The organism is Xanthomonas sp. DAR 35659, from assembly GCF_041242975.1.
Taxonomy (GTDB): Bacteria; Pseudomonadota; Gammaproteobacteria; order Xanthomonadales; family Xanthomonadaceae; genus Xanthomonas_A; species Xanthomonas_A medicagonis.
The window spans coordinates 3,340,904-3,366,591 of the sequence record NZ_CP162488.1; the positions used below are offsets into that span (position 1 = coordinate 3,340,904).

Consider the following 25,688-nt stretch of genomic DNA (forward strand, 5'->3'; position numbering starts at 1 on the left):
ATCGGTCAACGGGGACAGACCTGCAGCGGCAGGCCTGCCGCTGCAGCCCACAACCGCCCGGTGAGTGCAGATGGATACTTTGATTTCCGCGATGGAAATGCAGACGCTGTTCGATGCGCTGCCCGACGTGGTGTTCTTCGTCAAGGACCGCGACGGCCGCTACACCCACGTCAACCTGACCCTGGTGCGGCGGCTGGGCAGGAAGTACCGCGCCGACCTGATCGGCAAATCGGCCGCGGACGTGTTCCCGCTGCCGCTGGGCGGCAGCTACCTGATGCAGGACCGGCGCGTGCTGTGCGGCGAGGTGATCGAGAACCAGTTGGAGGTGCACCTGTTCCCGAACCGCACCCCGGGCTGGTGCCTGACCTTCAAGCGCCCGCTGTGCGAGGGCGACGAGGTGATCGGCGTGGTCGGCATCTCCCGCGACCTGGGCCAGCCCGACAGCCGCCATTCGGCCTACGAACGGATCAGCCGCGCGATGGAGCACATGCAGAGCCACTATGGCGACAACCTGCGCGTGCAGACCCTGGCCGACCTGGCGGAACTGTCGGTGGCGCAGTTGGAGCGGCATTTCCGCCGCGTGTTCCAGCTGACCCCGCAGCAGTTGCTGACCAAGATGCGGATCGAGGCGGCGATGCGCCTGCTGCACGGCGAGGACAGCATCGCCAGCATCGGCCAGGCCTGCGGCTTCGCCGACCAGAGCGCGTTCGCGCGCCAGTTCAAGGCCACGGTCGGCATGACGCCGCGCGATTACCGCTCGATGAAAGGCAAGCTGTGAGGGGCTGGGATTGGGGAATCGGGAATGGGGATTGGGGGCTGACTGCGGGCGTTGGGGTCGTCGCACGTCGCCCGCCCCTGTAGGAGCGGCTTCAGCCGCGACAGACACCATCCGCAGAGCCGGGAATCGGGAATAGGATTGGGGCTGAATGCGGGCAGTGGGGTAGCCGCGCGCCGCGCGCCCTTGTAGGAGCGGCTTCAGCCGCGACAGACACCATCCGTCGCCGCTCGTCCTCGTGCCGCATCATGCCTCCTGTCGCGGCTGAAGCCGCTCCTACAGGGGCTTGCGCGGGCATTCGCCACTGCTTCGTGGCGCCGCTGCACGGGGCGCTCAGGCCGCAGGTGGTAGCATTCCGCGTTTCCGGTCCACGCGTCATCCATGGTCAGCCTATTCCGTCGCAACAAGCCCCAGGACAACGCCGGCGAGAGCCGCACGCAGCGCTACAGCATCGAGGAACTGGCCGCCGCCTTCCCCAAGCCGGCCGGCGCCGAACCCGCTGCGCCCGCGCCGTCGGCGCCGCCTGCTACCGAGGCAACCGCGCCCGCCGCGACGCCTGAGCCGGTAACCGCGCCAGTCGCCGAGCGCCTGGTGCAGGCGCCGGCCCCGGTCGCCGTTCCGCAATCGCAACCGGCGCCGCTGCCGCCCACGGCCCCCACCCCGCCGCCGCAGTCCTATGTGCCGCCGCCGGCCGCCGCCACCGCGTCCGTGCCGGCGAGCGACGCCGACCTGGTGCGCAGCGACGCGCTGCCCGCCGCGCCGGCCGGCAAGCCCGGCTGGCGCGAACGCCTGCGCAACAGCAGTTTCGCGCGCAGCGTCGGCAGCCTGTTCTCGCGCAATCCCAAGCTCGACGACGACCTGCTCGACGAGATCGAGACCGCCCTGATCACCGCCGACGTCGGCATTCCCGCCACCACCGCGCTGATCGAGAGCCTGCGCAAGCGCATGAAGGCGCGCGAGTTCGCCGACGCCAGGGCGCTGCAGCAGGCGCTGCGCGCCGACCTGCTGGAGATCCTGCAGCCGGTGGCCAGGCCGCTGCGGATCGACCGCAACGCCAAGCCCTTCGTGGTGCTGACCGTCGGCGTCAACGGCGTCGGCAAGACCACCACCATCGGCAAGCTGGCCAAGCGCTTCAAGGACGAGGGCCACAGCCTGATGCTGGCCGCCGGCGACACCTTCCGCGCCGCCGCGGTGGCGCAGTTGCAGGCCTGGGGCGACCGCAACGGCGTCACCGTGATCGCGCAGGGCCAGAACGCCGATGCCGCCTCGGTCGCGTTCGACGCGCTGCAGGCCGGCAAGGCACGCGGCACTGAAGTCCTGATCGCCGACACCGCCGGCCGCCTGCACACCCAGACCGGCCTGATGAACGAGTTGGGCAAGATCCGCCGCGTGCTCGGCAAGCTCGATCCCGGGGCGCCGCACGAGGTGCTGATGGTGATCGACGGCACCACCGGCCAGAACGCGCTGTCGCAGCTGCGCCAGTTCCACGCCGCGGTCGGCGTCACCGGCCTGGTGGTGACCAAGCTCGACGGCACCGCCAAGGGCGGCGTGGTGTTCGCCCTGGCACGCGAGTTCGGCATCCCGATCCGTTTCGCCGGCATCGGCGAGCGCCCGGAAGACCTGCGCGTGTTCGACGCCGACGCCTTCGTCGACGCCCTGCTGCCGGAAGCGCTGGGCGGCTGATAAAAGCCCCTCTCCCCTCGGGAGAGGGGTTGGGGTGAGGGTCCGACGCGAAGCGACTCGCGGAATCAAGTTGCACGAGGCTTCGCCCGTCCCCTCATCCGCCCCTTCGGGGCACCTTCTCCCGAAGAGAGAAGGGATTGGCTCGTCCTACCCATCCGGCCCTCGGGCCACCTTCTCCCACAGCGAGAAGGACACTGAAGCCAGCATGCGCCAGCCTCCCGACACCTTCCCCACCCGCCTGCTCGCCTGGTTCGACCGCCATGGGCGCCACGACCTGCCCTGGCAGCATCCGCGCAGTCCGTATCGCGTATGGCTGTCGGAGATCATGCTGCAGCAGACCCAGGTCGCGGTGGTGATCCCGTACTTCCTGCGCTTCCTGCAACACTTCCCGACCCTGCCCGACCTGGCCGCCGCCGACAACGACGCGGTGATGGCGCAATGGGCCGGACTGGGCTACTACGCCCGCGCCCGCAACCTGCATGCCGCGGCCAAACGCTGCGTGGAACTGCACGGCGGCGAACTGCCGCGCGATTTCGAGGCGCTGCACGCACTGCCCGGCATCGGCCGCAGCACCGCCGGCGCGATCCTCAGCCAGGCCTGGAACGACCGCTTCCCGATCCTGGACGGCAACGTCAAGCGCGTGCTGACCCGCTATCACGGCATCGCCGGCTACCCGGGCCTGCCGGCCGTGGAAAAGCCGCTGTGGACGCTGGCGCAGGCGCATGTGGCCGCCGTGCCCGACGCGCGCATGGCCGACTACACCCAGGCGCAGATGGATTTCGGCGCGACCCTGTGCACCCGCGCCAATCCCGCCTGCGTGCTGTGCCCGCTGCAGGACGACTGCGTGGCGCGCCGCGACGGCCTGGTCGAGGCGCTGCCCACGCCCAAGCCGGGCAAGACCCTGCCCGAGCGCGAAGCGTTGGCGCTGCTGCTGGAGAACGCCGCCGGCGAGCTGCTGCTGCAGCGGCGCCCGCCGACCGGCATCTGGGCCGCGCTGTGGACGCTGCCGCAGGCCGACACCGAAACCGAGTTGCGCGCCTGGTTCGAACGCGAAACCGTCGGCCGCGACTTCGACGCCGCCGAACCGATGGCGCCCATCGTGCATACCTTCAGCCACTACCGGCTGCACCTGCAGCCGCTGCGCCTGCGCAAGGTCGCCTTGCGCGACGCGGTGCGCGACAATGACGCCCTGCGCTGGGTGGCGCGCGCCGACCTGTCCGCGCTCGGCCTGCCCGCACCGATCCGCAAACTGCTCGACGGCCTCTAGCACGCGATGCTGCCCCACGCGCCAAGGCCGCCGCGCGCACCACAGGAACCGCCATGTCCCGCACCGTCTTCTGCCAGTACCAGCAACGCGACGCCGAAGGCCTCGACTACGTGCCGTATCCCGGCGACCTCGGCCAACGCGTCTTCGCGCACATCGGCAAGGCCGGCTGGCAGGCCTGGCTGGCGCACCAGACCATGCTGATCAACGAGAACCGGCTGTCGCCGCGCGATCCCAAGCACCGCGCGTTCCTGGAGGCGGAACTGGAGAAGTTCCTGTTCCAGGGCGGCGCCGCCAAGCCCGACGGCTACGTGGAGCCCGAGCAGGGGTAGAGCCGGGATTGGGGAATCGGGAATGGGGAGTGGGGCTGAATGCGGGCGTTGGGATGGCCACGCACAGCATGCTGTTGTAGGAGCGGCTTCAGCCGCGACAGGCTCTAGCTAGCCACACTCCCGATCGGACGCACGCTTGCGCAGACACACACCGTCAGGCGGGTCGGCAAGCGCTGGCGGAACGGGACTTCCACACTCCCCGCGCACACCCGGCCCCGGCACAATGCGCCGATGGCCTCCTCCCCTCCTTCCCACGGCGGCGCCCGCGCCGCGCCCAACACCGGCCCGAGCCTGCGCGAACGCTTCGACGCGATGCGCAACCTGCCGCCGTTCCTGCGCCAGATCTGGCAGACCAGCCGCTGGCTGACCGCCAGCAGCATCGGCCTGCGCGTGCTGCGCGCGCTGATCCCGGTGGCCTCGCTGTACATCGGCAAGCTGATCATCGACGAGGCGATCCACCTGGTCGGGCAGTCGCCCGGCTTCGACTCGCTGGGCCAGGCGCTGGCCAGCGGCCGCTTGAACCGGCTGCTGGAACTGCTGGGCCTGGAGCTGGCGCTGGCGGTCGGATCGGACCTGCTCGGGCGGCTGGTCAGCTATGCCGACACGCTGCTGTCGGAGCTGTTCAACAACGCCACCAGCGTGCAGTTGATGGAACACGCCGCGCAGCTGGATCTGGAGGATTTCGAGGACCCCGAGCAGCAGGACAAGCTCGACCGCGCGCGGCGCCAGACCATGGGCCGGATGAACCTGATGAGCCAGCTGTTCGGCCAGGTGCAGGACGCGATCACCGTGGTCAGCTTCGCGATCGGGCTGGTGGTGTACGCGCCGTGGCTGATGCTGATGCTGGCGGTGGCGTTGATCCCGGCCTTCGTCGGCGAAGCGCACTTCAACGCGCTCGGCTACTCGCTCAATTTCCAGTGGACCGCCGAGCGACGCCAGCTCGACTACCTGCGCCAGGTCGGCGCCAGCGTCGAGACCGCCAAGGAAGTGAAGATCTTCAATCTGCACAGCTTCCTGATCGAGCGCTACCGGGCGCTGGCCGACCGCTTCTTCCAGGCCAACCGCGCACTGGCGCGCAAGCGCATGCTGTGGGGCACGCTGCTGGCCGCGCTGGGCACGCTGGGCTATTACGCCGCCTATGGCTACATCGCCTGGCGCACCGTGCGCGGCGACTTCAGCATCGGCGACCTGACCTTCCTGGCCGGCAGCTTCCTGCGCCTGCGCCAGTTGCTGGAGGGACTGTTGATCGGCTTCTCGCAGGTGGCCGGACAGGCGCTGTACCTGGACGACCTGTACTCGTTCTTCCGCATCGTGCCGGAGATCCGCACCCGCCCCGGCGCGGCGCCGGTGCCGCGGCCGATCGTGCGCGGCTTCGTGTTCGAGGACGTCGGCTTCCGCTACCCGGACGCCGAGCAGTGGGCGGTGCGCCATCTGGACTTCGAACTGCGCGCCGGCGAGGTGCTGGCCCTGGTCGGCGAGAACGGTGCCGGCAAGACCACCCTGGTCAAGCTGCTGGCGCGGCTGTACGACCCGGACGAGGGCCGCATCCTGCTCGACGGCCGCGACCTGCGCGACTACGACCTGGACGACCTGCGCGCCAACCTCGGCGTGATCTTCCAGGACTTCGTGCGCTACCACCTCAGCGCCGGCGAGAACATCGGCGTCGGCCAGGTCGATTCGATGGGCGATGCGGCGCGCATCCGTGCCGCCGCGCAGCGGGCGATGGCGGCCGAGCTGATCGAAGGGCTGCCGAAGGGCTACGCGCAAGTGATCGGGCGCCGCTTCAAGACCGGCGTGGACCTGTCCGGCGGGCAATGGCAGAAGATCGCCATCGCCCGCGCCTACATGCGCGACGCGCAGGTGATGATCCTGGACGAACCGACCGCGGCGCTGGATGCGCGCAGCGAGTTCGAGGTGTTCCAGCGCTTTAAGGAACTGTCCGACAACCGCACCGCCGTGCTGATCTCGCACCGCTTCTCCAGCGTGCGCATGGCCGACCGCATCCTGGTGCTGGCCGATGGCCGGATCGAGGCCAGCGGCACCCACGACCAACTGATGGCGCAGGGCGGCCGCTACGCGGAGCTGTTCGAACTGCAAGCCGCTGGGTATCGTTGACCCCCTGCCCGCCGCCGCCGCCCACCGCCATGTCGCCACGCCTCCGGTCCTGCCTGCTCGCCGCCGCCCTCGCCCTTCCCGTGGCCGCGACCGCGGCCGACACCGCTCCCGGGCCGTCGGACTACGCCGCGGCCAAGGCCCTGGCCGACCGCGACGAAGCCGCGTTGCCCGCCGCGCTGGCCGAGCGCCTGCAGGCGCTGCAGCGCGCCGCGCTGGACGAGGGCGTGGCCAGCTGCGCCACGCCGCGCCCGGACACCTCGCCGTTCGCCATCGTGGTCCAGCTCGGCGCCGACGGCAGCGTGGCCGCCAGCTGGCGCAACGGCACCACCCCGCTGGCCCTGTGCCTGGAGCGGTTCCTGCGCCAGCGCCCGCTGCTGGCGCCGCCGCAGGCGCCGCTGTACCTGTCCTACGAGCTGTCGTTCACCAAGTGACGCGTTCCGGGATGCACTGGCCCAAATGAGATTCCCTCTCATTTGAATCGGCATGGGGTAGAATGGCACCCGTTCCTTCCCCATCGCGATCACGGCATGTCTTCCGCTTTTGGCCCCGAAACGGTGCTCGAAGTCCGTCACTGGACGGACGACTATTTCAGCTTCACCACCACCCGCAACGACGGCTTCCGCTTCGACAACGGCCAGTTCGTGATGATCGGCCTGGAGACGGAGACGCGGCCGCTGCTGCGCGCCTATTCCATCGCCAGCGCCAACTGGGAAGAGCGGCTGGAGTTCTTCAGCATCAAGGTGCCGGACGGCCCGCTGACCTCGCGCCTGCAGCACATCAAGCCCGGCGATTCGGTACTGGTCGGCAAGAAGCCCACCGGCACGCTGCTGATCAGCGACCTGCATCCGGGCCGCCATCTGTACCTGCTGGGCACCGGCACCGGGCTGGCGCCGTGGCTGTCGGTGATCAAGGACCCGGAAACCTACGAGCGCTTCGACAAGGTGATCCTCACCCACGGCGTGCGCTTCGAGAAGGACCTGGCCTACCGCGACTATTTCGAGAACGAACTGCCGCAGCACGAGTTCCTCGGCGAGACCATCCGCGAGAAGCTGCTGTACTACCCGGCGGTGACCCGCGAGGACTTCCGCAACCGCGGCCGTCTCACCGAACTGATCGAAAGCGGCGAGATGCAGCGCACCCTCGGCCTGCCGCCACTGAACCCGGAACACGACCGCGCGATGATCTGCGGCAGCCCGCAGATGCTGGCCGACCTGCGCCAGACCCTGGACGCGCGCGGCTTCGTCGCCTCGCCGCGGATCGGTTCGCCGGGCCACTATGTGTTCGAGCGCGCGTTCGTCGAGAAGTGACGTAACACCAGGCGTGCGGCGTCGACCGCGGCGCGCGCCCCTGTAGGAGCGGCTTCAGCCGCGACACGCCCTACCCGTAGCGTCTGTCGCGGCTGAAGCCGCTCCTACAGAAAAGCGGTCATCGATCCGGCTCAGCCCAGCGCGCGCTCGATGTCCGCGGCCAGCGCTTCCGGCTTGTCGGTCGGCGCGAAGCGCGCCAGCACCTGGCCGTCGCGGCCGATGAGGAACTTGCTGAAGTTCCACTTGATCGCGGCGATGCCGAGCAGCCCGGATTTCTGCTGCTTGAGCCAGCGCCACAGCGGATGCGCGCCGTCGCCGTTGACCTGCACCTTGGCGAACATCGGGAAATCGACGTCGTAGCTGAGCGAACAGAACTGGCGGATCTCCGCGGCATCGCCCGGTTCCTGGTGGCCGAACTGGTCGCAGGGAAACCCCAGCACCACCAGCCCGCGCTCGCGATACCGCTGCCACAGCGCCTGCAGCCCGGCGTACTGCGGGGTGAAGCCGCACTTGGAGGCGACGTTGACGATCAGCAGCACCTTGCCGGCGTAGTCGGCCAGCGGCTGCGGGTGGCCATCGAGGTCGGTGGCGGTGAAGGCGTAGGCGGTGGTCGGCGTGTCCATGGTTTCTCCTGGCGCGGCGCGCCACAGCGGCGTTGGTTCGATGCGATGCTACGCGGTGGCTGTGGGCGTCGCCAGCAGGCCGGACTCCACGCGCACGCCCGAGTCGCCCATGCCCGCGCGGGGCGACACGCCACGCCGCCAGCGCGACACCCGCGCAATCGCCTGCGCCAGCAGCCGTCCATGAGAGCGGACTGCATCAAGGTTCGCACCAAATACCGCAAAGCCCAGAGGAGCAAGCACCTATGCTGCAGCGCTCCCATGGCTTTCGTCACGGGCCACCCCTGCCTGCCTGAGGTAGCCTGGCCGATCACCATGATTGCGGATACCGCTTGATGACCACCCGCCTCGCCCTCGCGCTCGCCGCCACGCTCGGACTCGCCATGCCCGCCTACGCCAACGCCGCCACGCCCGCTGCCTCGCAGGCGGCCACGCAGGCCAACCCGTTTTTCGCCGAAAGCCCGCTGCCGCTGCACTACCCGCAGTTCGACAAGATCAAGGACAGCGACTTCGCCCCGGCCTTCGACGCCGGCATGGCGCAGCAACTGAAGGAAGTGGACGCGATCGCGAACCAGAAGGCCAAGCCGACCTTCGACAACACCATCGTGGCGATGGAGAAGAGCGGCCAGGTGCTGGACCGCGCCACCACCGTGTTCTTCAACCTGGTCGGCGCCGACACCAACGACACGCGCAAGCAGCTGCAGGCCGAGTACTCGGGCAAGTTCGCCGCGCATCGCGACGCGATCTCGCTCAACGCCAAGCTGTTCGCGCGCATCCAGGCGCTGTACGCCACCCGCGACCAACTCGGCCTGGATGCGCAGAGCCTGCGCCTGGTCGAGAAGTACTACAGCGATTTCGTGCGCGACGGCGCCAAGCTCGGCGACGCCGACAAGGCCAAGCTCAAGGCGATGAACGCCGAGCTGGCCAAGCTCGGCACCCAGTTCAGCCAGAACGTGCTGGCCGAGGTGAACGCGTCGGCCGTGGTGGTGGACGACGTCAAGCAGCTCGACGGCCTGTCCGACGAACAGATCGCCGCGGCCGCCGAAGCGGCCAAGACGCGCAAGCTCGACGGCAAGTACGTGATCGCGCTGCTCAATACCACCGGCCAGCCGCCACTGACCCAGCTCAAGGACCGCGCGCTGCGGCAGCGGATCTACGAAGCCTCGGTGTCGCGCGGCAGCCACGGCGGCCAGTACGACAACACCGCGCTGGTGTCGCGGATCATGAGCCTGCGCGCCGAGCGCGCCAAGCTGCTGGGCTACCCGAACCACGCTGCGTACTCGCTGGAAGACCAGACCGCCAAGACCCCGGAAGCGGTCAATGCGATGCTCGGCAAGCTTGCCCCGGCCGCGGTCGCCAACGCCAAGCGCGAGGCCGCCGACCTGCAGGCGATGATCGACAAGGAGCAGAAGGCCGCCGGCAAGCCGAGCTTCAGGCTCGAAGCCTGGGACTGGGCCTACTACACCGAGAAGGTGCGCCAGGCCAAGTACGACTTCGACGAGTCCCAGCTCAAGCCGTATTTCGAGTTGAAGAACGTGCTGGAGAACGGCGTGTTCTACGCCGCCAACCAGGAGTACGGGCTGACCTTCAAGCAGCGCACCGACCTGCCCACCTACCGCGACGACCTGCTGGTGTACGACGTGTTCGACGCCGACGGCAGCCAGTTGGCGATCTTCATCGCCGACATGTACGCGCGCGAATCTAAGCGCGGCGGCGCCTGGATGAATTCCTACGTGTCGCAGTCGGCGCTGACCGGCTACAAGCCGGTGGTCGCCAACCACCTCAACATTCCCAAGCCGCCGGCCGGACAGCCGACCCTGCTGACCTGGGACGAGGTCACCACCGCGTTCCACGAGTTCGGCCATGCGCTGCATGGCATGTTCTCCAACGTGAAGTACCCCTATTTCTCGGGCACCAGCGTGCCGCGCGACTTCGTCGAGTTCCCCTCGCAGGTCAACGAGATGTGGGCCGACAACCCGGCCATCCTCAAGCACTACGCCAAGCACTACCAGACCGGCGCGGCGATGCCGCAGGCGCTGCTGGACAAGGTCGTGGCCGCGGCCAAGTTCAACCAGGGCTTCGCCACCACCGAGTACCTGGGCGCGGCGATGCTGGACCAGCGCTGGCACCAGTTGGGCGCCGGGCAGGTGCCGGCGGCGGCCGGGGTGATGGACTTCGAGGCCAAGGCGCTGGCCGCCGACGGCATCGCCTACCCGCCGGTGCCGCCGCGCTACCGCACGCCGTACTTCAGCCACATCATGGGCGGCTACGCGGCCGGCTATTACGCCTACATCTGGTCCGAAGTGCTGGACGCCAACACCCAGCAGTGGTTCAAGCAGCATGGCGGATTGAGCCGCGCCAACGGCGACCGCTTCCGCCAGACCCTGCTCTCGCGCGGCGGCAGCGTCGATGCGATGCAGCTGTTCCAGGACTTCGCCGGGCATGCGCCGAAGATCGAGCCGTTGCTGGAGAAGCGCGGCCTCACCCCGAGTGGCGGCGACGGCGCCACGCCGCAGGCGCCGGCCGGCAAGGACTGATCCACCGCAAGCGCACACGCAGACGCCGTCCGCACCGCGGGCGGCGTCTTCGTTCGCGCGACCGCGTGGACGACGCCACGCACCCGGGTGCGCGGCGCGCGACAGTGCTGGCCGACGCCGTCAGCCGGGGCCGTCGATGCCGGCGAGCATCTTCTTGAGCAGCGTTTCCAGCTGCACCTGCTCGGCCTCGTCCAGGGCGGCGGTCTCTTCTTCCAGGAACCCGCACACCGCCGGCAGCATGCCTTCGATCAACGCGATCCCGGCCGGTTGCAGGGTCAGCGTGATCTTGCGCCGGTCGTCTGGACTGGCCGACCGCAGCAGCAGGCCCTTGCTGCACAGGCTGTCGGTCAGACGGGTGATGTTGGCCGGCTTCTCGCCCGCCGCCTCGGCCACTTCGGTCGGCGTGATGGACTGCCCGGGCGTGCCATACAGCATCATCAGGATCTCGTACTCCGGCGGGCTGAGGCCGTGCGCCTTGAGCAATCCGCAGGCATTGGCGTGGATGCGCTTGTACAGATGCTTGACGAGCCGCACCAGCACCGCCGGCTCGCGCGGGAAGGCGGGGTAGCGCTCACAGGTGAAGGCCACACGCCGCTCGGTCTGATCAAAACTTCCCATGGGGGGAATGCATCGCAGGTCGGGGGTCGGGCCGCCAATGCTACCGGTTGCCGTGCGGCAGCGAGCATCGGGGTCGCGCCCAGCGCGGCGCGCGGTTTCCGTTCGTACACCTTCGTCCGACCGCCACGCCTGCCATCGCCACGCGTGGCGGCAGCGAGGCGGTCAGCGACTTGCCAAGTGGAAACGCCCAAAGTGCCTGACGTGCGCGGCGTAGCACTGCGCATCCGGCCGCGGCTGCCGCGCTTCGGCAGCGTGCCAGCGGCATCTCCGACGCCTGCGCATTGCGTCAACTGTCCGGACAGCCGAATCCAGACGCAGCACTCTCCGCCGACACCAACACGGCACCCGACAGCGCGGATCGCGCACCTGCGTTGCCGCATGCGCGCTCATCGCCAAATCCACCTGAGTGCCGCCGAATCAGGCACCCGCAGGATGCTGCCGCAAGCAAAGCCGCCTGCGGCAACTCCGCTACGCGGCGAACAGCGCCGCGTATTCCGGCGCCACCAGCCCGCGCAAGACGCTGGCCGGCACGTCCACCGACTGCGTGCCGTCGGAATACGGCCCCACCTGGTACGGTGGGAACACGAAACGCAACGCCACGATCTTGCCGGCGGCGTCGACCAGGGGCTGGAACTGGCGGAAGTTCTCCGCGCGCGGCTCGGTGCCCTCGGCGATCATCTTGTCGGCGCTGCGCACCTGCGCGTCGCGGTCCTCCGGCGGCACCTGCTCGGCATCCAGGCGCGTCTGCACGGTCTGCCGCAACTGCGTGGCGACGTAGTCGGCCACCTGCGTCCACGCCTTGGGATCGGGGATCAGCGTCTCGGCGGTGAGCATGCGCTGCTGCTGCGGCAACCACACGAAGCGCGCCACCAGCGGTTCGCCATGGGCGCCGCCGGTGTAGCGGCTGCCGTCGGCGGCCACCGCCACCAGATCCGGCCGTTCCAGCAGCATCTCGAACTGCAGCGACAACTCGTAGGGCGCGCGCGGACGATCGTTGCCGAGGCCGCCCACCGCTTCCATCAACTCGCTGCGCGCGGCCTGCGCGTAGCGGCCGGCCGCCTCGGCCAGGCCCGGATAGCGGTTGATCGCCGGCGGGAAGGTGATGCCGACCACGTAGCTGGGGCTGTGTTCGATCACGTCCTTCAGCTCCACCGGTGCGGCCGCGACCGGCTCCGCCGGCGCGTTCGGCGCAGCGGCCGGCGGCGCCTGCGCCGGTTCGGCGGCGGGCGTGGCCGCCTCGCGCTTGCACCCGGCCACTGCCAACGCCGTCGCCAACGCCAGCGCGGTCCATCGCCAGCGCCCGTTCGATCCCGCCTGTGCCCTGTCCCTCACGTCCACTGCCCCTGTGTCCTGCTGTTGTGTGATGACGAATTATCGCGCCGACGCCGCGCCGGCGCACTCAGCCGAGCAGATCGGCGTACTCGGGATGGCGCTGCAGGAACAGCGCCGCATACGCGCAGGCCGGGACCACTGTCATTCCCTGCGCCCGCGCATACTGCAATGCCGCCGTTACCAACCCCGCCGCCAGCCCGCGGCCGCCGATCGCGGTCGGCACGCCGGTATGGGTGATGACCAGGCGCCCGTCCTGCACCAGGTAGTCCAGTTCGGCCTCGTGCCCCTCCTGCTGCAGGGTGAAACGCTGCCGCTGCGGGTCGTGCGCGATCGGCGGAGGGGAGGCAGCGTGCATGACCAGACTCGTGCGGCGTGAGGCTGCAGTGTGGCCGCGCGCGCGCGGCGGGAATGTGAAGCCACGCGCCGCGCCGCGTCACCCACGGCCGACGCAGCGCGTCACTTCCCGTCCGCCGCCGACCTGGCGAACGGCGGCCGCGCCGCGTGCGGCTCCGCACGCAGGCGCCCCATCGCTAAAGTTGCGCCGCCTGCGGCCGCTACCAGCGTGCGGCGGAGCGGAAACCTGGCATACGGCTTGCGAAGTCCGTCACGCTGCGAACGAACAGGGGCAATGACGCATGAGCGAACACGAAGGAATCCATGGCGACCACGATGCGTCGTTGCTGGAAGGCCTGTACCAACTGGTGGTCAGCGGCCACACCCAGGGCTGGGAATTCGAGCAGCTCAACAGCGAGGTCTACGACCGTCTGAAGCAGACCTACGCGCAGCTGGCCATCGGCAGCGCGCAGGTGCAGTTGCGCGGCCAAGAGGTCTCCTGACCTCCGCGCGCCGCGCATCGGCCGCACCGCGCGGCCAAGGAAGACTGCCGACGGGCGCCAGGAGCGCCCGTCGCCGCGAAGCGGGCGCCCGTCAGTCGCGGCCGAAGCGCGGCTGCGCCAACTGGCTCAGGAAGTGCTGCAGCACCGACGGCTCCATGATCAGCAGGAACATCACGCCGAACGCGGCCCCGGCCAGGTGCGCGCTGTGGTTGACGTTGTCGCCGCCACGGCGGTCCATCCAGATGCTGTAGCCGACGTAGAACACGGCGTACAGGATCGCGGGGATCGGGATCGGGATGAAGAAGAAATAGATCCCGGTCCACGGCGCCATCAGGATGTAGGCGAACAGCACCGCCGACACCGCGCCGGACGCGCCCAGGCTCATGTAGTTCGGGTTCTTCTGGTTCTTCAGGTAGCTGGGCAGGATCGAGACCACCAGCGCCGCCAGGTAGAACAGCGGATACACCAGCAGGCTGCCGGTCACCCGCTCCATCAGCCGCTCGATCGGGCCGCCGAAGAAGTACAGCGTGATCATGTTGAACAGCAGGTGCGGGAAATCGGCGTGGATGAAGCCGTAGGTCACCAGGCGATCGTATTGCCGGTGCCGGTCGATCGCCGGCGGCCACAGGATCAGCCGGTCGAGCAGGCCGCGGTTGTTGAACGCGGCCCACGACACCAGCACGGTGAGCACGATCAGGACCAGATTGACGGGGGTGACGGACGGCATGCGGGGCCTCAGGCGGTGCGGTAGTGGTCGACCATGCGGTAGCGGCGCGCGTACAGGCCGAACAGCAGCGCGGCGACCAGGGCGAAGGCGGCGAAGAAGAACATCAGGAACGCGGCTTCGCTGAGTCCGGTGCTGCCGATGTGCGCGGTGACGGTGTCGTTGCGCACCGCCGCGTTGGACAGCAGCACCCACAGGTTGCCGACCGTGGTGGTCAGGTTCCAGAAGCTCATCACCACGCCCTTCATCGACTGCGGCGCCTGGCTATAGGCGAACTCCAGCCCGGTCGCCGAGACCAGCACCTCGCCGAAGGTGAGCAGCGCATACGGCAGGATCTGCCAGGCGATGGACAGCGCGTCGCCGCCGTCCATGGCCACCTGCAGCGTGCCGACCACGATCCAGGCCAGACCGCTGAAGGCGATGCCGGCGGTCATCCGCCGCAGCGCGGTCGGCTCGTAGCCGCGGCGGCGCAGCAGCGGGTACAGCACCAGGTTGTTGAACGGGATCAGCAGCATCACCAGGGCCGGATTCAGCGCCTGCATCTGCGAGGCGCTGAACCATTCCGGCATGCGCATTTGCTGGCCCTGCAGCACCCAGGTCGAGGCCTTCTGGTCGAACAGCGAGAAGAACGGCGTCACCAGCGCGAACACCACCAGCACCCGCAGCACCGCGCGCACGCCGTCCACCGCCGCGTCCGGATGCAGCGCGCGGGCGCGCTCCAGTTGCCACCAGGTGCCGCCGCCGATGCCGGCCAGCAGCGACACCAGCGCCAGGCACAGGCAGATCACGATGCCCAGCGTCGGCACCAGCGCGGCACTGGCCACCGCCAGCGCCACCGCGACCACCGCCAGCGCCAGGCCCGGACGCCCCTGCCCCGGCGCGCGCGCCAGCAGCGCGCTGCGCACCACCTGGGCGAAGCCGTGCGGGTCCTTGGGCGGCAACGGCACCCGCACGTAGCGGTGGCGCCCGGCCCAGAACACCAGCGTGGCCACGAACATCAGGATGCCGGGAATGCCGAACGCCCAGCCCGGGCCGAGGTTCTTCAGCGCCAGCGGGATCAGCAGCGAGGCGAACAGCGAGCCGAAGTTGATGATCCAGTAGAACGCGTCGAACACCACCTTGGCCAACTGCTTGTTGGACTGGTCGAACTGGTCGCCCATGAACGAGGCCACCAACGGCTTGATCCCGCCCGCGCCCAGCGCGATCAGGCCCAGGCCGAGGAAGAAGCCGTTGCGGTGGCCCTCGAACAGCGCCAGGCAGGCATGGCCGACGCAGTAGACCAGGCTGAACCACAGGATGGTGCTGTACTTGCCGAAGAAGCGGTCGGCCAGCCAGCCGCCGAGCAGCGGGAAGAAATACACGCCGATCATGAAGCTGTGCATGATGTGCTTGGCCTCGGCCTCGCGGCCGGGCGCGGTCACTTCCTGCAGCAGCAGCGAGGTGATCAGGAACTGCACCAGGATGTTGCGCATCCCGTAGAAGCTGAAGCGCTCGCAGGCCTCGTTGCCGATGATGTAGGGAATCTGGCGCGGCATCCGCGCGCCGGCGCGTGCTTGCGCGCTCATGCGCGATTTCCCGTCGATGGTTCGCTCGTCACAGGCCCAGGTCCCGGCAAAATTTTCAGAAGGTTACCCGATCGTTGCAGGCGAATCGAACCGCCTCATGGCGCCTGCGCGGCGTGCGGGTGCTTTCGCAAATGGCGCGCTGCACGCATCATGGGGGTCTGTCCCGAGACGATGCGGCAATGATCCGACCCTGGCTGGCCCCTTTCCTGCTGTCGATGCTGCTGTGCAGCATGCCAGTGCTGGCCAGCGCCACGGACCTCGCCACCGACGCCGAGCGCAGCGGGTTCGCGCGCACCGGGCGCTATGCCGAGACCATCGCGCTGTGCGAGGCCTTCGCCCAGCGCTACCCGCAGGCGGTGCGCTGTTTCAACTTCGGCACCACGCCCGAGGGGCGGCCGATGAAGGCGCTGGCCGTGTCCACCTCCGGCGCGCTCGATGCCGCCGCGGCGCAGGCGCGCAAACTGCCGGTGGTGTTGATCCAGGGCGGCATCCACGCCGGCGAGATCGACGGCAAGGACGCCGGCTTCCTGGCGCTGCGCGAACTGCTCGACGGCAAGGCCGCGCGCGGCGCGCTGGACAAGCAGGTGTGGGTGTTCGTGCCGGTGTTCAACGTCGACGGCCACGAGCGCTTCGGCGCCTGGAACCGCCCCAACCAGCGCGGCCCGGAGCAGATGGGCTGGCGCACCACCGCGCAGAACCTCAATCTCAACCGCGACTACGTCAAGGCCGACGCGCCGGAGATGCAGGCGATGCTGCGCCTGGTCGGACAATGGGATCCGTTGCTGTACGTGGACCTGCACGTCACCGACGGCGCGCAGTTCGAGCACGACGTGTCGGTGCAGGTGGAACCGCTGCACGCCGGCGACGCCGCGCTGCGCGGCGACGGCCTGCGCCTGCGCGACGGCGTGCTCGCCGACCTCAAGCGCCAGGGTTCGCTGCCGCTGCCCTACTACCCCTCGTTCGTGGTCAACGACGACCCGGCCTCCGGCTTCGCCGACGACGTGGCCACGCCGCGTTTCTCGCACGGCTACTTCCAGTTGCGCAACCGCTTCGGCGTGCTGGTCGAAACCCATTCGTGGAAGCCGTATCCGCAGCGCGTGCGCATCACCCGCAACACCATCGTCTCGGTGCTGCAGCAGGTGGCGCGCAATGGCGCCCGCTGGCGCGCCGATGCGCTGGCCGCCGACGCGCGCGCGCAGCGCCTGGGCGGGCAGACGCTGGCGCTGGACTACCGCACCACCGAGGCCTCGCATCTGGTGGACTTCCGCGGCTACGCCTACACCCGCACGCTCTCGCCGGTGTCGGGCGCGCTGATGACCCGCTACGACGAGCGCACCCCACAGATCTGGCGCGTGCCGCTGCGCGACCAGATCGTGCCCAGCGTCGAAGTGGTCGCGCCGCGCGGCGGCTATCTGGTGCCGGCGGCGCGGGCCGCGCTGGTCGCGGCCAAGCTGCAGCAGCACGGCATCGCCTTCCGCACCCTGGACCACGACGCCACCTTGCCGGTGCAGACCTTCCGCGCCGACGCCGCCAGCTTCGCCGCGCGCTCGTCCGAAGGCCACCAGCGGCTCAGCGTCGAGGGCACCTGGGCGCCGGAGACACGCACGCTCGGCGCCGGCGCGCTGTTCGTGCCGATCGCCCAGCCCAAGGCGCGGCTGCTGATGGCGCTGCTGGAACCGCAGGCGCCGGACTCGCTGCTGCAGTGGGGCGAGTTCAACAGCGCGTTCGAGCGCACCGAGTACATGGAAGACTATGTCGCCGAGGACGTGGCCCGGCAGATGCTGGCCAGCGACCCGGCGCTGAAGGCCGAGTTCGAGCGCAAGCTCGAGCAGGACGCCGACTTCGCCAAGGATCCGCATGCGCGGCTGGAGTTCTTCTACCGCCGCCATTCCTCCTGGGATGCGCAGTACCGGCTGTACCCGGTGATGCGCAGCGACGAAGCGCCCTCCTAGCGCCGACCGGTTCACCCCTCCCCCCCAACTCCCCCGATGCGATCTCCCTTAGCTGCCGAAGAGGCCTCACGCCCCCCATGAAAACGTTTTCAGGACTTCTTTGCCTGGCGCTCGCGCTGGCCTGGCCGGCGTTCGCCGCGCCCGCGCCCGCGACCGACAAGGACGCACCCACGCTCAGCGTGGTCACGCTGAACCTGTACCACGACAAGCTCGACTGGCCGCAGCGGCGCACCCAGATCGTGCAGACCCTGCGCGACCTGCATCCGGACGCGATCGCGCTGGAGGAAGTGCTGCAGCACGACACGTTGCCCAACCAGGCGCAATGGCTGGCCGAGCAACTGGGCTACACCTGGTATTTCACCAGCGTCGATCCGCCCGGCGCCGCGCAGCGCTACGGCAACGCACTGCTGACCCGGCGCCCGGTCCTGGCGCGCGAGCAGATCCGCCTGAACCCGCTCGACGACAGCCGCACGGCCGGACGCCTGCGCCTGGACGTGGACGGCCACGTGGTCAATCTCTACGTCACCCACCTGCACTGGACCGAGGCCGGCGGCGCGCTGCGCGAGCGTCAGCTGCAGGACCTGCTGGCCTGGGTCGACAAGACCGCGGACGGCGCGCCGTCGCTGCTGGCCGGCGACTTCAACGCCAGCGCCGACGCGCCGGAACTGGCGGCGCTGCGCAGCGGCTTCGGCGACAGCTACGGCAGCCTGCACGGCGCCAGGGACAGCCGCGCCGACAGCACCTTGAACCCGAAGTTCAATCCGCCCAAGCGCATCGACCATGTGTTCTTCCAGCGCGACAGGTTCGCGCCGGTGAGCAGCCGCATCCTGTTCCGCAAGCCGGATGCGAACGGCGTGTGGGCCTCCGACCACTTCGGCCTGCTCAGCACCCTGCGCCTGGTGCCGGGCGCGGCGGCCGACCCGCAGCGTCCCTGGACCGATCGCAGCCTGTCCCCGGATCGCCGCGCCGCGCTGCTGGTGCAGGCGATGACCCAGGACGAGAAGTTCCAGATGCTGCACAGCTACTTCGGCCTGGGCAAGGATGGCGGCCCGCTGCCGCCGGGCGCGCTCGGCTCGGCCGGCTTCGTGCCGGCGATCGAACGGCTCGGCATCGCGTCGCAGCAGCTGGCCGACGCCGGCGTCGGCGTGACCAATCCGGGCAACGTGCGTCCCGGCGATTTCGCGACCGCGATGCCGTCCGGGCCGGCCACCGCCGCCACCTGGAACCGCGAACTGGCCTTTGCCGGCGGCGCGACCATGGGCCGCGAATCCTGGCAGCAGGGCTTCAATGTGCTGCTGGCCGGCAGCGTCAACCTGCAGCGCGATCCGCGCAACGGCCGCAACTTCGAGTACGCCGGCGAAGACCCGCTGCTGGCCGGCGTCATGGTCGGCGAGTCGATCCGCGGCGTGCAGAGCCAGCGCGTGGTGTCGACGATGAAGCACTTCGCGATGAACGACCTGGAGACCGGGCGCAACACCCACAGCGCCGACATCGGCGAACAGGCAATGCACGAATCGGACCTGCTGGCCTTCGAGCTGGCGCTGCAGATCGGCGAACCCGGTTCGGTGATGTGCTCCTACAACCGCATCAACGGCGTGTACGGTTGCGAGCACGACTACCTGCTCAACCGGGTGCTCAAGCAGGAGTGGAAGTTCCCCGGCTACGTGATGTCCGACTGGGGCGGCGTGCATAGCGGCTCCAAGGCCGCGCTGGCCGGGCTGGACCAGCAGTCGGCCGGCGAAGTGTTCGACAAGGCGGTGTACTTCGATGCGCCGCTGCGCCTGGCGGTGGCCGGCGGCACGGTGCCGCAGGCGCGCCTGGACGACATGGTGCGGCGCATCCTGCGCGCCTTCATCGCCACCGGCAGCTTCGACCACCCGCCGCAGCGGCAGCCGATCGACGCCGAGGCCGGCGGCCGCGCCGCGCAGCGGGTGGTCGAGGAAGGCACGGTGCTGTTGCGCAACGAGCGGCAGACACTGCCGCTGCCGCGCACGCTGCGCCGCATCGCGGTGATCGGCGGCCATGCCGACAAGGGCGTGATCGGCGGCGGCGGCTCGTCGATGGTCGGCATCACCGTCAACGGCGGCAACGCGGTGCCGGGCATCGCCCCGACCACCTGGCCGGGCCCGGTGATGTTCCATCCGTCCTCGCCGCTGCAGGCGCTGCGCCAGGCCTTGCCGGACGCGCGGATCGACTACGCCAGCGGCGACGACGTGGCCGCGGCGGCCAAGCTCGCGCGCGGCGCCGAGGCGGTGATCGTGTTCGCCACGCAGTGGTCGGCCGAATCGGTGGACCTGCCGGACATCAAGCTGCCCGGCAAGCAGGACGCGCTGATCGCGGCGATGGCCAAGGCCAATCCGCGCACGGTGGTGGTGCTGGAGACCAACGGCCCGGTGGCGATGCCGTGGCTGCAGCAGGTGCCGGCGGTGCTGGAAGCCTGGTACCCGGGCATCCGTGGCGGCGAAGCGCTGGCGCGGCTGCTGCTGGGCGACGTCAACCCGTCCGGGCGCCTGCCGGTGACCTGGCTGCGCGACGTGGCGCAGTTGCCGCGGCCGTCGATCCCGGGGCTGGGCTTCAAGCCGGCGCAACCGCCCGGCGCCAGCGTCGACTACGACATCGAAGGCGCCAACGTCGGCTACCGCTGGTTCGCCGCGCGCGGCCTGGAGCCGGTGTACGCGTTCGGCCACGGCCTGTCCTACACCCGCTTCGACTACGCCAACCTGAGCGTGCAGGTGGATGGCGCCAACGTCGTCGCCAGCTTCGATGTGCGCAACAGCGGCGAACGCGAGGGCGCCGACGTGCCGCAGCTGTACCTGCGCCTGCCGCAGGGCCGGCACACGCCGATCCGCCTGGTCGGCTGGGACAAGCTCACGCTCAAGCCCGGCGAAACCCGTCGCGTCAGCATCGTCGCCGAGCCCAGGACCCTGGCCGACTACGATCCGGCGCAGCGCCAGTGGCGCATCGCCGCCGGCGACTACGAACTGGTGCTGGGCCGCTCGGCGACGCAGGCCGAGGCCACCGCGCCGCTGCGCTTGCAGGAGACCGTGCTGCCGCGTCCGTGACGCCGCTTGCGTGCACGCGCCATGCGGCGCGTGCACGCGGCACGCATCAGCGTGCCACTGGTCGGCGTGGATCGGTTTTTCGACATGCTTCGCGGTCGAAGCCACCACGCACCGTGGAGCCGCGCCGTCGCAAGGGCGTCGGCGCGATGCGGGCGGGCGCCCGGTCAGGCGTCCGCACAGCAGTCATTGCCGCAGCCGTTGCGGCCCGTGAGCCGCGTCGAACGCGGGAAGCGTCACTCGACAAACATGGCCACGGCCTCGCGCCCCGCGCCCTACACACGACACTGAGCCGGCTGCCCCTAGCATCATGCGCATGACGGGCACCCCACGACGATGGCAGCGCCTGGGCTGGCTGCTGCTGGCCCTGGCCGCCGCTGCGCGTGCGCAAGCGCCGTCCGATCCCTCGCCCGCGCCGCCCGGCGCCGCGCTCGACGTGGTCAGCCTCAATCTGGACCAGGACCGCGACGACTGGCCGGCGCGCCGCGTGCGCCTGGTCGAGGTGCTGCAGCGCCTGCGACCGGAGGCCATCGCATTGCAGGAAGTGCTGCAGACCCCCGACCTGCCGAACCAGGCGCAATGGCTGGCGGCGCAACTCGGGTACCACTGCCATTTCATCAGCCCGGATCCGCCGAGCCGGCCGCAGCGGCGCGGCAACGCCCTGCTGACCCGGTTGCCGGTGCTGGAGGAGGCGGAAACCCTGCTGCATCCGTTCGAGGACTACAGCGTGGCCGGGCTGGTGCGCGTGGACCTGCACGGGCAGGCGGTGAACCTGTACTTCGCCCGCCTGCACGCCACCCGCGAGGGCGGCGCCAGCCGGCGCGAGCAGGCCGACGACCTGATGGCGTGGATCGACGCCACCGCCGAGGGCGTGCCGTCGCTGCTGGCCGGCGGCTTCTTCGCCGCCGCCGACGCCCCGGACCTGGCGCCGCTGGCCGCGCGCTTCGCCGACAGCGACGCGCGCCTGCGCCGCGCGCGCGCCGATGCGCCGCGCAACGGCCTGGATCCGCGCATGTTCGCGCTCGCCGCGCAGGCCGACCATGTGTTCTTCGAACCCGAGCGCTTCCGTCCGCTGCGCAGCGCGCCGCTGCTGCCGCGGACGGCGGGCGCGGCACGCGCGGCCGCGCCGCGCGGTCTGCTGGTGACGATGCAGCCGCTGGATCCGCCGCCGGCGGACGCGCTGCCGCCGCTACCGGTGCCATGACGCCGCGCGGGCGCCGACCGCGTGGCGCCCGCTAAAGATCGATGATGCCGCGCTTGAGCGCGATCGCCACCGCATGCGTGCGGTCGCGCGCGCCGAGCTTGCACAGGATGTTCTTCATGTGCGCCTTGACCGTTTCCTCGGCGATCGCCAACAGCGCGGCGACGGCCTTGTTGGAATTGCCCGCCGCCACGCTGCGCAACACCTGGATCTCGCGCGCGGACAGGCTGTCGCCGAGCAGGTGTTCGGCGATGTCCGCCGCCACTTCGGCCTGCACCTGGCGGCGCCCGTGGTACACCGCGCGCACCGTCTCGACCAGTTCGCGGCGCAGCGCGCTCTTGAGCAGGTAGCCGCTGGCGCCGGCTTCCAGCGCGCGCACCGCCTGCACGTCGCCGCGCGAGGCGGTGACCACCACGATCCGCGCCTGTGGGAATTCCTTGCGCAGCGCGACGATGACGTCGATCCCGCTCATGCCGGGCAACTGCAGGTCCAGCAGCACCAGGTCCGGACGCAGCGCGCGGTAGGCCTGCAGCGCCTGCAGGCCGTCGGCGGCCTCGCCGACCGACAACAGGTCCGGCTGCGCCGACAGCACCGCGGCGATGCCGTCGCGCAGCAGCGGATGGTCGTCGACGACGAGGATGCGGATCGGCACGGACGCTACGTCGCTCACTGCATGGTGTTCCGGACAGCCCATTGGCGCAGGCGGCACCATAGCCGGTTTCGCGCCGGTGCGCGGTAGGCGCGGTGCGCGGGCAGGCGCAGATTGAGTTCGGTGCCCATGCCCGGCCGCGACCACAGGTCCAGCCGCGCCTGGATGCGCCGCGCGCGCTCCTGCATGCCGGTCAGCCCCCAATGCCCGGCGCGGCCGCCGGCGGCCAGCACCTGCGGCGCGATGCCGCGGCCATCGTCGCGGAAGCGCAGCCGCAGCGCGTCGCGGCCGTAGGCGATCTCCACCTCGATGCGGTTCGCCTGCGCATGACGGAACGCGTTGAGCAGCGCCTCGCGGCCGAGCTGGTACAGCTCGTCGTCGACCAGCGGCTGCAGCGCCACCGGCGTGCCTTCGACCAGTACCCGCCGCTGTACCTGCGTCCGCGCGCCGAGTTCCTCAAGCATCGCGGCGAAGGCGGCCGGCAACAGGTCGGTGCGGCCGGCGCTGGCGCGCAGGCCCTCGACCCGGTCGCGGCCCTGCTCCATCGCCTGTTCGGCGCGATCGAGCGCGCTCTCCAGGTCGCGCCGCAGCGGCGCGTCTTCCGGCAGCGCGCCCAACGCCGCGTGGGTCCGCAGGATCAGGCCCTGGTAGCCCTGCAGCAGGGTGTCGTGCAACTCGCGGGCGATGCGCTCGCGTTCCTGGAAGCGCTCCTCCAGCCGCAGCCGCAGGCGCCGGCCCAACTGGCGCATGCGCAACAGGTACAGCGCCCACAGCGCCAGCAGCAGCGCCAGCATGCACAGCCCCCAGAACGCCGGGGTCTGCACGAAGCGCGGCGCGATGGAGAAGCGCAGGGTGGCCCCGCGCGTGTTCCATACCCCGTCGTTGTTGGCCGCGATCACCCGGAAGCGGTACTGGCCCGGGCGCAGGTTGGTGTAGAAGGCCTCGCGGCGCGCGCCGGCGTCGCGCCAGGTCTCGTCCACGCCGTCCAGGCGGAAGCGGAAGCGCATACGCTCGGGCGCGGTGAGGCTGGTCGCGGTGTAGGCGATCTGCAGCCGGGTGGTGCCCTTGGGCAGCGCCAGCGCCGCGCGCAACGGCATCGGCTGCTCGTTGGCCGACAGCGCGCGCACGAACACCTGCGGCGGCCAGGGATTGCGCCGCAGGTGGCGGCTGTCGATCCAGGCCAGGCCCTGGCTGGTGGCCAGCCACACCAGCCCGTCGCCATCGCGCGCGGCGGTGCTGCCGAGGCTGGCCTGCACGGCCACGCCGGGCAGGCCGTCGGCGGCGTCGTAGTAGGTCGGATGCAAGGCCACGGCAGCGTCGCCGAGCGCCGCGTCGAGTTCGCCGCGCGGCAGCCGCGCCACGCCGGCGGCGCCGTTGAACCACAGCGCGCCGTCGTCGGTCTCGGCGATGCCGGTGATGCCGCGCAGGCCCGGCGCGCGCGCCGGCGGCAGCGTCACGAAGCGGTTGCCGCGCCATTGCGCGATGCCCAGCTCGCCGGCGACCAGCAGCGCGCCGCGATCGGCATGCAAGGTGTTGATGCGGCCGACCTGCAGCCCGTCGCTGGCGGCGAACGCGCGCACCTGGGTGCCGTGCAGTTGCCGCACCAGTCCGGACGGATAGCCGAACCAGTAGCGCCCCTGCGCATCCTCGGCGATCGCGGTGCAGGTGTCCTGCGGCAGCCGCGCCTGGCGCACCCACTCGCCGGCGTGGTAGCGGAACACGCCCTCGCCGGCGAACGCCGCCCAGGCGTCGCCAGCGCGATCGGACAGGAACGCGCGTACCTGCCGCGCCCGCAGCCCGGCCGGCAACGCGGCCTCGACGCGGCGCCCACGCTGCAGGCGCACGATGCCGGCGCCGCCGAGGCGCCAGCCGCTGTCGCGCAGCCGCGCGTACTCCTGCGCCAGCGGCGCGCCGCGCAGCAGCCGCGCGGCGGCGGCGGCATCGGCGCGGAATGCGCCCTGCGTGTCGGTCACCAGCACGCTGCCGTCCGGCTGCGCCTGCACCTCGACCGCACCGGACGCGGCGCCGGGCTGGCCGGGCAAGGCCATCACGGTGCGGTGGCGATAGCGGTTGAGGCCGAGCGTGGAGCCGACCCAGATGTTGCCCTCCTTGTCCTCCAGCACCGGCGCGGCGGCATCGGAGGCCAGGCCGCCGTCGCGACGGAACGGCTCCAGCCGCGGCGCGCTCGGATCGTCCAGCAGTACCCGCACCACGCCGCGCGCCTGGACGTCGGACAGCCACAGGCTGCCGTCGCGGGCGAACAGCATGCGCCGTGCGGTGAGCGCGCGCAGCGCCGGCGCGGCCCGGCGCGCGGCGGGCGGCAGCGGCGTGCCGTCGGCGCCGGTGATGGCGCGGGTGCCCTCGCGCCGGTCCGACAGCCAGATGCGGCCGTCCGGGCCTTCCGCCAACACCGCGTACAACGTGGTGGCGACGCCGGTCGGCTCGAAGCGGCGCGCGCCCGGCGGCAGACGCAGCACGCTCTCGCCGCTGCACACCCACAGCACGCCGCGGCGATCGCGCAACACCCAGTCGGCGCGCGCGGTGGGATAGCCCCAGTCGGCGCCCACGCGCTGCCAGCGGCGGCCGTCGAAGCGCGCCAGGCCGCCCCAGGTCGCCGCCCACAGCGCACCGCGCCGGTCCGCTTCCAGGCGCACCACCGGGCCGTCCGGGAAGCCGTCGGCCGCGCCGTACTGCTGCAGCTGGCCGTCGTGCAGCAGGCTGGCGCCGCCATCGAAATAGCCCAGCCACATGCGCCCATCCGGCAACACGGTCAGGGCGGTCACGTTCTGCGACAGCAGGCGCGCGCCCTGCGGCGGCTCGCGGCGCTCGAAGCGTTCGCCATCGAAGCGGTACAGGCCGAAGCCGGTGCCCATCCACAGATACCCGTCGGCCGACTGCGCCAGCGCCCACACGTCCGCCGGCGCGCCCTGCTCCACCCGCCAGGCGGTGTTGTGCAGCGGCGTCGGCGGCGGCGCGGCCGCGACCGGCGGCGCCGCGAAGGCCAGGCCGAGCACCCACAGAATGCATGCCCAACGCCGTCCTCGCAGACTTCGCACTGCGCTTCCTCTGCCTCGCAAGATGGGGGAAAACCGGATTCTCGGCAGCGCCGCGGACCGCGC

General features: G+C 70.6%; 20 protein-coding genes. 12 read left to right on the plus strand and 8 right to left on the minus strand.

The features are described 5' to 3' along the window. Nucleotides 1–70 precede the first annotated feature (70 nt). The 7 genes from AB3X07_RS13880 to AB3X07_RS13910 all read left to right on the plus strand — a co-directional run bounded on the left by AB3X07_RS13880 (nt 71) and on the right by AB3X07_RS13910 (nt 7,476). Entirely contained in the window at nt 71–778 is a 708-nt protein-coding gene (locus AB3X07_RS13880) for a PAS domain-containing protein (protein ID WP_369939184.1), read from the plus strand. Between the two features lie 378 nt (nt 779–1,156). After that, complete coding sequence (ftsY, locus tag AB3X07_RS13885; RefSeq protein WP_369939185.1) at nt 1,157–2,458, plus strand: signal recognition particle-docking protein FtsY; 1,302 nt, start codon at nt 1,157–1,159, stop codon at nt 2,456–2,458. Nucleotides 2,459–2,663: 205 nt separating this feature from the next. Continuing rightward, a complete protein-coding gene (gene mutY / locus AB3X07_RS13890) occupies nt 2,664–3,725 on the plus strand; it encodes an A/G-specific adenine glycosylase (RefSeq protein ID WP_369939186.1) in 1,062 nt (353 codons plus the stop codon). Nucleotides 3,726–3,778: 53 nt separating this feature from the next. After that, entirely contained in the window at nt 3,779–4,054 is a 276-nt protein-coding gene (locus AB3X07_RS13895; protein ID WP_369939187.1) for an oxidative damage protection protein, read from the plus strand. Between the two features lie 231 nt (nt 4,055–4,285). Further along, nucleotides 4,286–6,169: an ABC transporter ATP-binding protein gene (locus AB3X07_RS13900; RefSeq protein ID WP_369939188.1), complete on the plus strand. Its 1,884-nt coding sequence runs from the start codon at nt 4,286–4,288 to the stop codon at nt 6,167–6,169. A 29-nt stretch (nt 6,170–6,198) separates the two neighbouring features. Next, nucleotides 6,199–6,600, plus strand: coding sequence for a hypothetical protein (locus tag AB3X07_RS13905; RefSeq protein WP_369939189.1), 402 nt, complete (start codon nt 6,199–6,201; stop codon nt 6,598–6,600). A gap of 96 nt (nt 6,601–6,696) precedes the next feature. Continuing rightward, nucleotides 6,697–7,476, plus strand: a complete 780-nt coding sequence (locus AB3X07_RS13910; protein ID WP_369939190.1) for a ferredoxin--NADP reductase — start codon at nt 6,697–6,699, stop codon at nt 7,474–7,476. A gap of 131 nt (nt 7,477–7,607) precedes the next feature. On the opposite strand, the gene AB3X07_RS13915 is transcribed toward AB3X07_RS13910, so the two are convergent. Continuing rightward, on the minus strand, nt 7,608–8,099 hold the full coding sequence (locus tag AB3X07_RS13915; RefSeq protein ID WP_369939191.1) for a glutathione peroxidase: 492 nt from the start codon (nt 8,097–8,099) through the stop codon (nt 7,608–7,610). Nucleotides 8,100–8,431: 332 nt separating this feature from the next. On the opposite strand from AB3X07_RS13915, the gene AB3X07_RS13920 reads away from it, so the two are divergent. After that, nucleotides 8,432–10,633 carry a M3 family metallopeptidase gene (locus AB3X07_RS13920; RefSeq protein ID WP_369939192.1) on the plus strand — a complete coding sequence of 734 codons (2,202 nt, stop codon included), beginning with the start codon at nt 8,432–8,434 and terminating at the stop codon, nt 10,631–10,633. Nucleotides 10,634–10,753: 120 nt separating this feature from the next. On the opposite strand, the gene AB3X07_RS13925 is transcribed toward AB3X07_RS13920, so the two are convergent. The 3 genes from AB3X07_RS13925 to AB3X07_RS13935 all read right to left on the minus strand — a co-directional run bounded on the left by AB3X07_RS13925 (nt 10,754) and on the right by AB3X07_RS13935 (nt 12,938). Then, nucleotides 10,754–11,251, minus strand: coding sequence for a MarR family winged helix-turn-helix transcriptional regulator (locus AB3X07_RS13925; RefSeq protein ID WP_369939193.1), 498 nt, complete (start codon nt 11,249–11,251; stop codon nt 10,754–10,756). A gap of 468 nt (nt 11,252–11,719) precedes the next feature. After that, nucleotides 11,720–12,508 (minus strand): DUF3298 domain-containing protein, encoded by a 789-nt coding sequence (locus tag AB3X07_RS13930; protein WP_369939194.1) that lies wholly within the window; start codon nt 12,506–12,508, stop codon nt 11,720–11,722. Nucleotides 12,509–12,650: 142 nt separating this feature from the next. After that, nucleotides 12,651–12,938 (minus strand): GNAT family N-acetyltransferase, encoded by a 288-nt coding sequence (locus tag AB3X07_RS13935; RefSeq protein WP_369939195.1) that lies wholly within the window; start codon nt 12,936–12,938, stop codon nt 12,651–12,653. Nucleotides 12,939–13,218: 280 nt separating this feature from the next. Here AB3X07_RS13935 and AB3X07_RS13940 point away from each other — a divergent pair, with 280 nt between their 5' ends. After that, nucleotides 13,219–13,419: a hypothetical protein gene (locus tag AB3X07_RS13940; protein ID WP_369939196.1), complete on the plus strand. Its 201-nt coding sequence runs from the start codon at nt 13,219–13,221 to the stop codon at nt 13,417–13,419. 91 nt (nt 13,420–13,510) lie between these two features. Here the strand turns inward: AB3X07_RS13940 and AB3X07_RS13945 are convergent, their stop codons facing one another. Then, entirely contained in the window at nt 13,511–14,146 is a 636-nt protein-coding gene (locus AB3X07_RS13945; protein ID WP_369939197.1) for a rhomboid family intramembrane serine protease, read from the minus strand. A gap of 8 nt (nt 14,147–14,154) precedes the next feature. Further along, nucleotides 14,155–15,708 carry an oligopeptide:H+ symporter gene (locus AB3X07_RS13950; protein WP_369939198.1) on the minus strand — a complete coding sequence of 518 codons (1,554 nt, stop codon included), beginning with the start codon at nt 15,706–15,708 and terminating at the stop codon, nt 14,155–14,157. Nucleotides 15,709–15,887: 179 nt separating this feature from the next. Here AB3X07_RS13950 and AB3X07_RS13955 point away from each other — a divergent pair, with 179 nt between their 5' ends. From AB3X07_RS13955 to AB3X07_RS13965, 3 genes are all read left to right on the plus strand, one after another. Continuing rightward, nucleotides 15,888–17,660 carry a M14 family metallopeptidase gene (locus AB3X07_RS13955; RefSeq protein WP_369939199.1) on the plus strand — a complete coding sequence of 591 codons (1,773 nt, stop codon included), beginning with the start codon at nt 15,888–15,890 and terminating at the stop codon, nt 17,658–17,660. A 77-nt stretch (nt 17,661–17,737) separates the two neighbouring features. Continuing rightward, complete coding sequence (locus tag AB3X07_RS13960) at nt 17,738–20,722, plus strand: glycoside hydrolase family 3 C-terminal domain-containing protein (protein WP_369939200.1); 2,985 nt, start codon at nt 17,738–17,740, stop codon at nt 20,720–20,722. A 313-nt stretch (nt 20,723–21,035) separates the two neighbouring features. After that, nucleotides 21,036–21,923: an endonuclease/exonuclease/phosphatase family protein gene (locus AB3X07_RS13965; RefSeq protein WP_369939201.1), complete on the plus strand. Its 888-nt coding sequence runs from the start codon at nt 21,036–21,038 to the stop codon at nt 21,921–21,923. 31 nt (nt 21,924–21,954) lie between these two features. Here AB3X07_RS13965 and AB3X07_RS13970 read toward each other — a convergent pair whose 3' ends face one another. After that, nucleotides 21,955–22,560 carry a response regulator gene (locus AB3X07_RS13970; protein WP_369944768.1) on the minus strand — a complete coding sequence of 202 codons (606 nt, stop codon included), beginning with the start codon at nt 22,558–22,560 and terminating at the stop codon, nt 21,955–21,957. 26 nt (nt 22,561–22,586) lie between these two features. Beyond that, nucleotides 22,587–25,583: a sensor histidine kinase gene (locus AB3X07_RS13975; protein WP_369939202.1), complete on the minus strand. Its 2,997-nt coding sequence runs from the start codon at nt 25,581–25,583 to the stop codon at nt 22,587–22,589. Nucleotides 25,584–25,688: the final 105 nt, after the last annotated feature.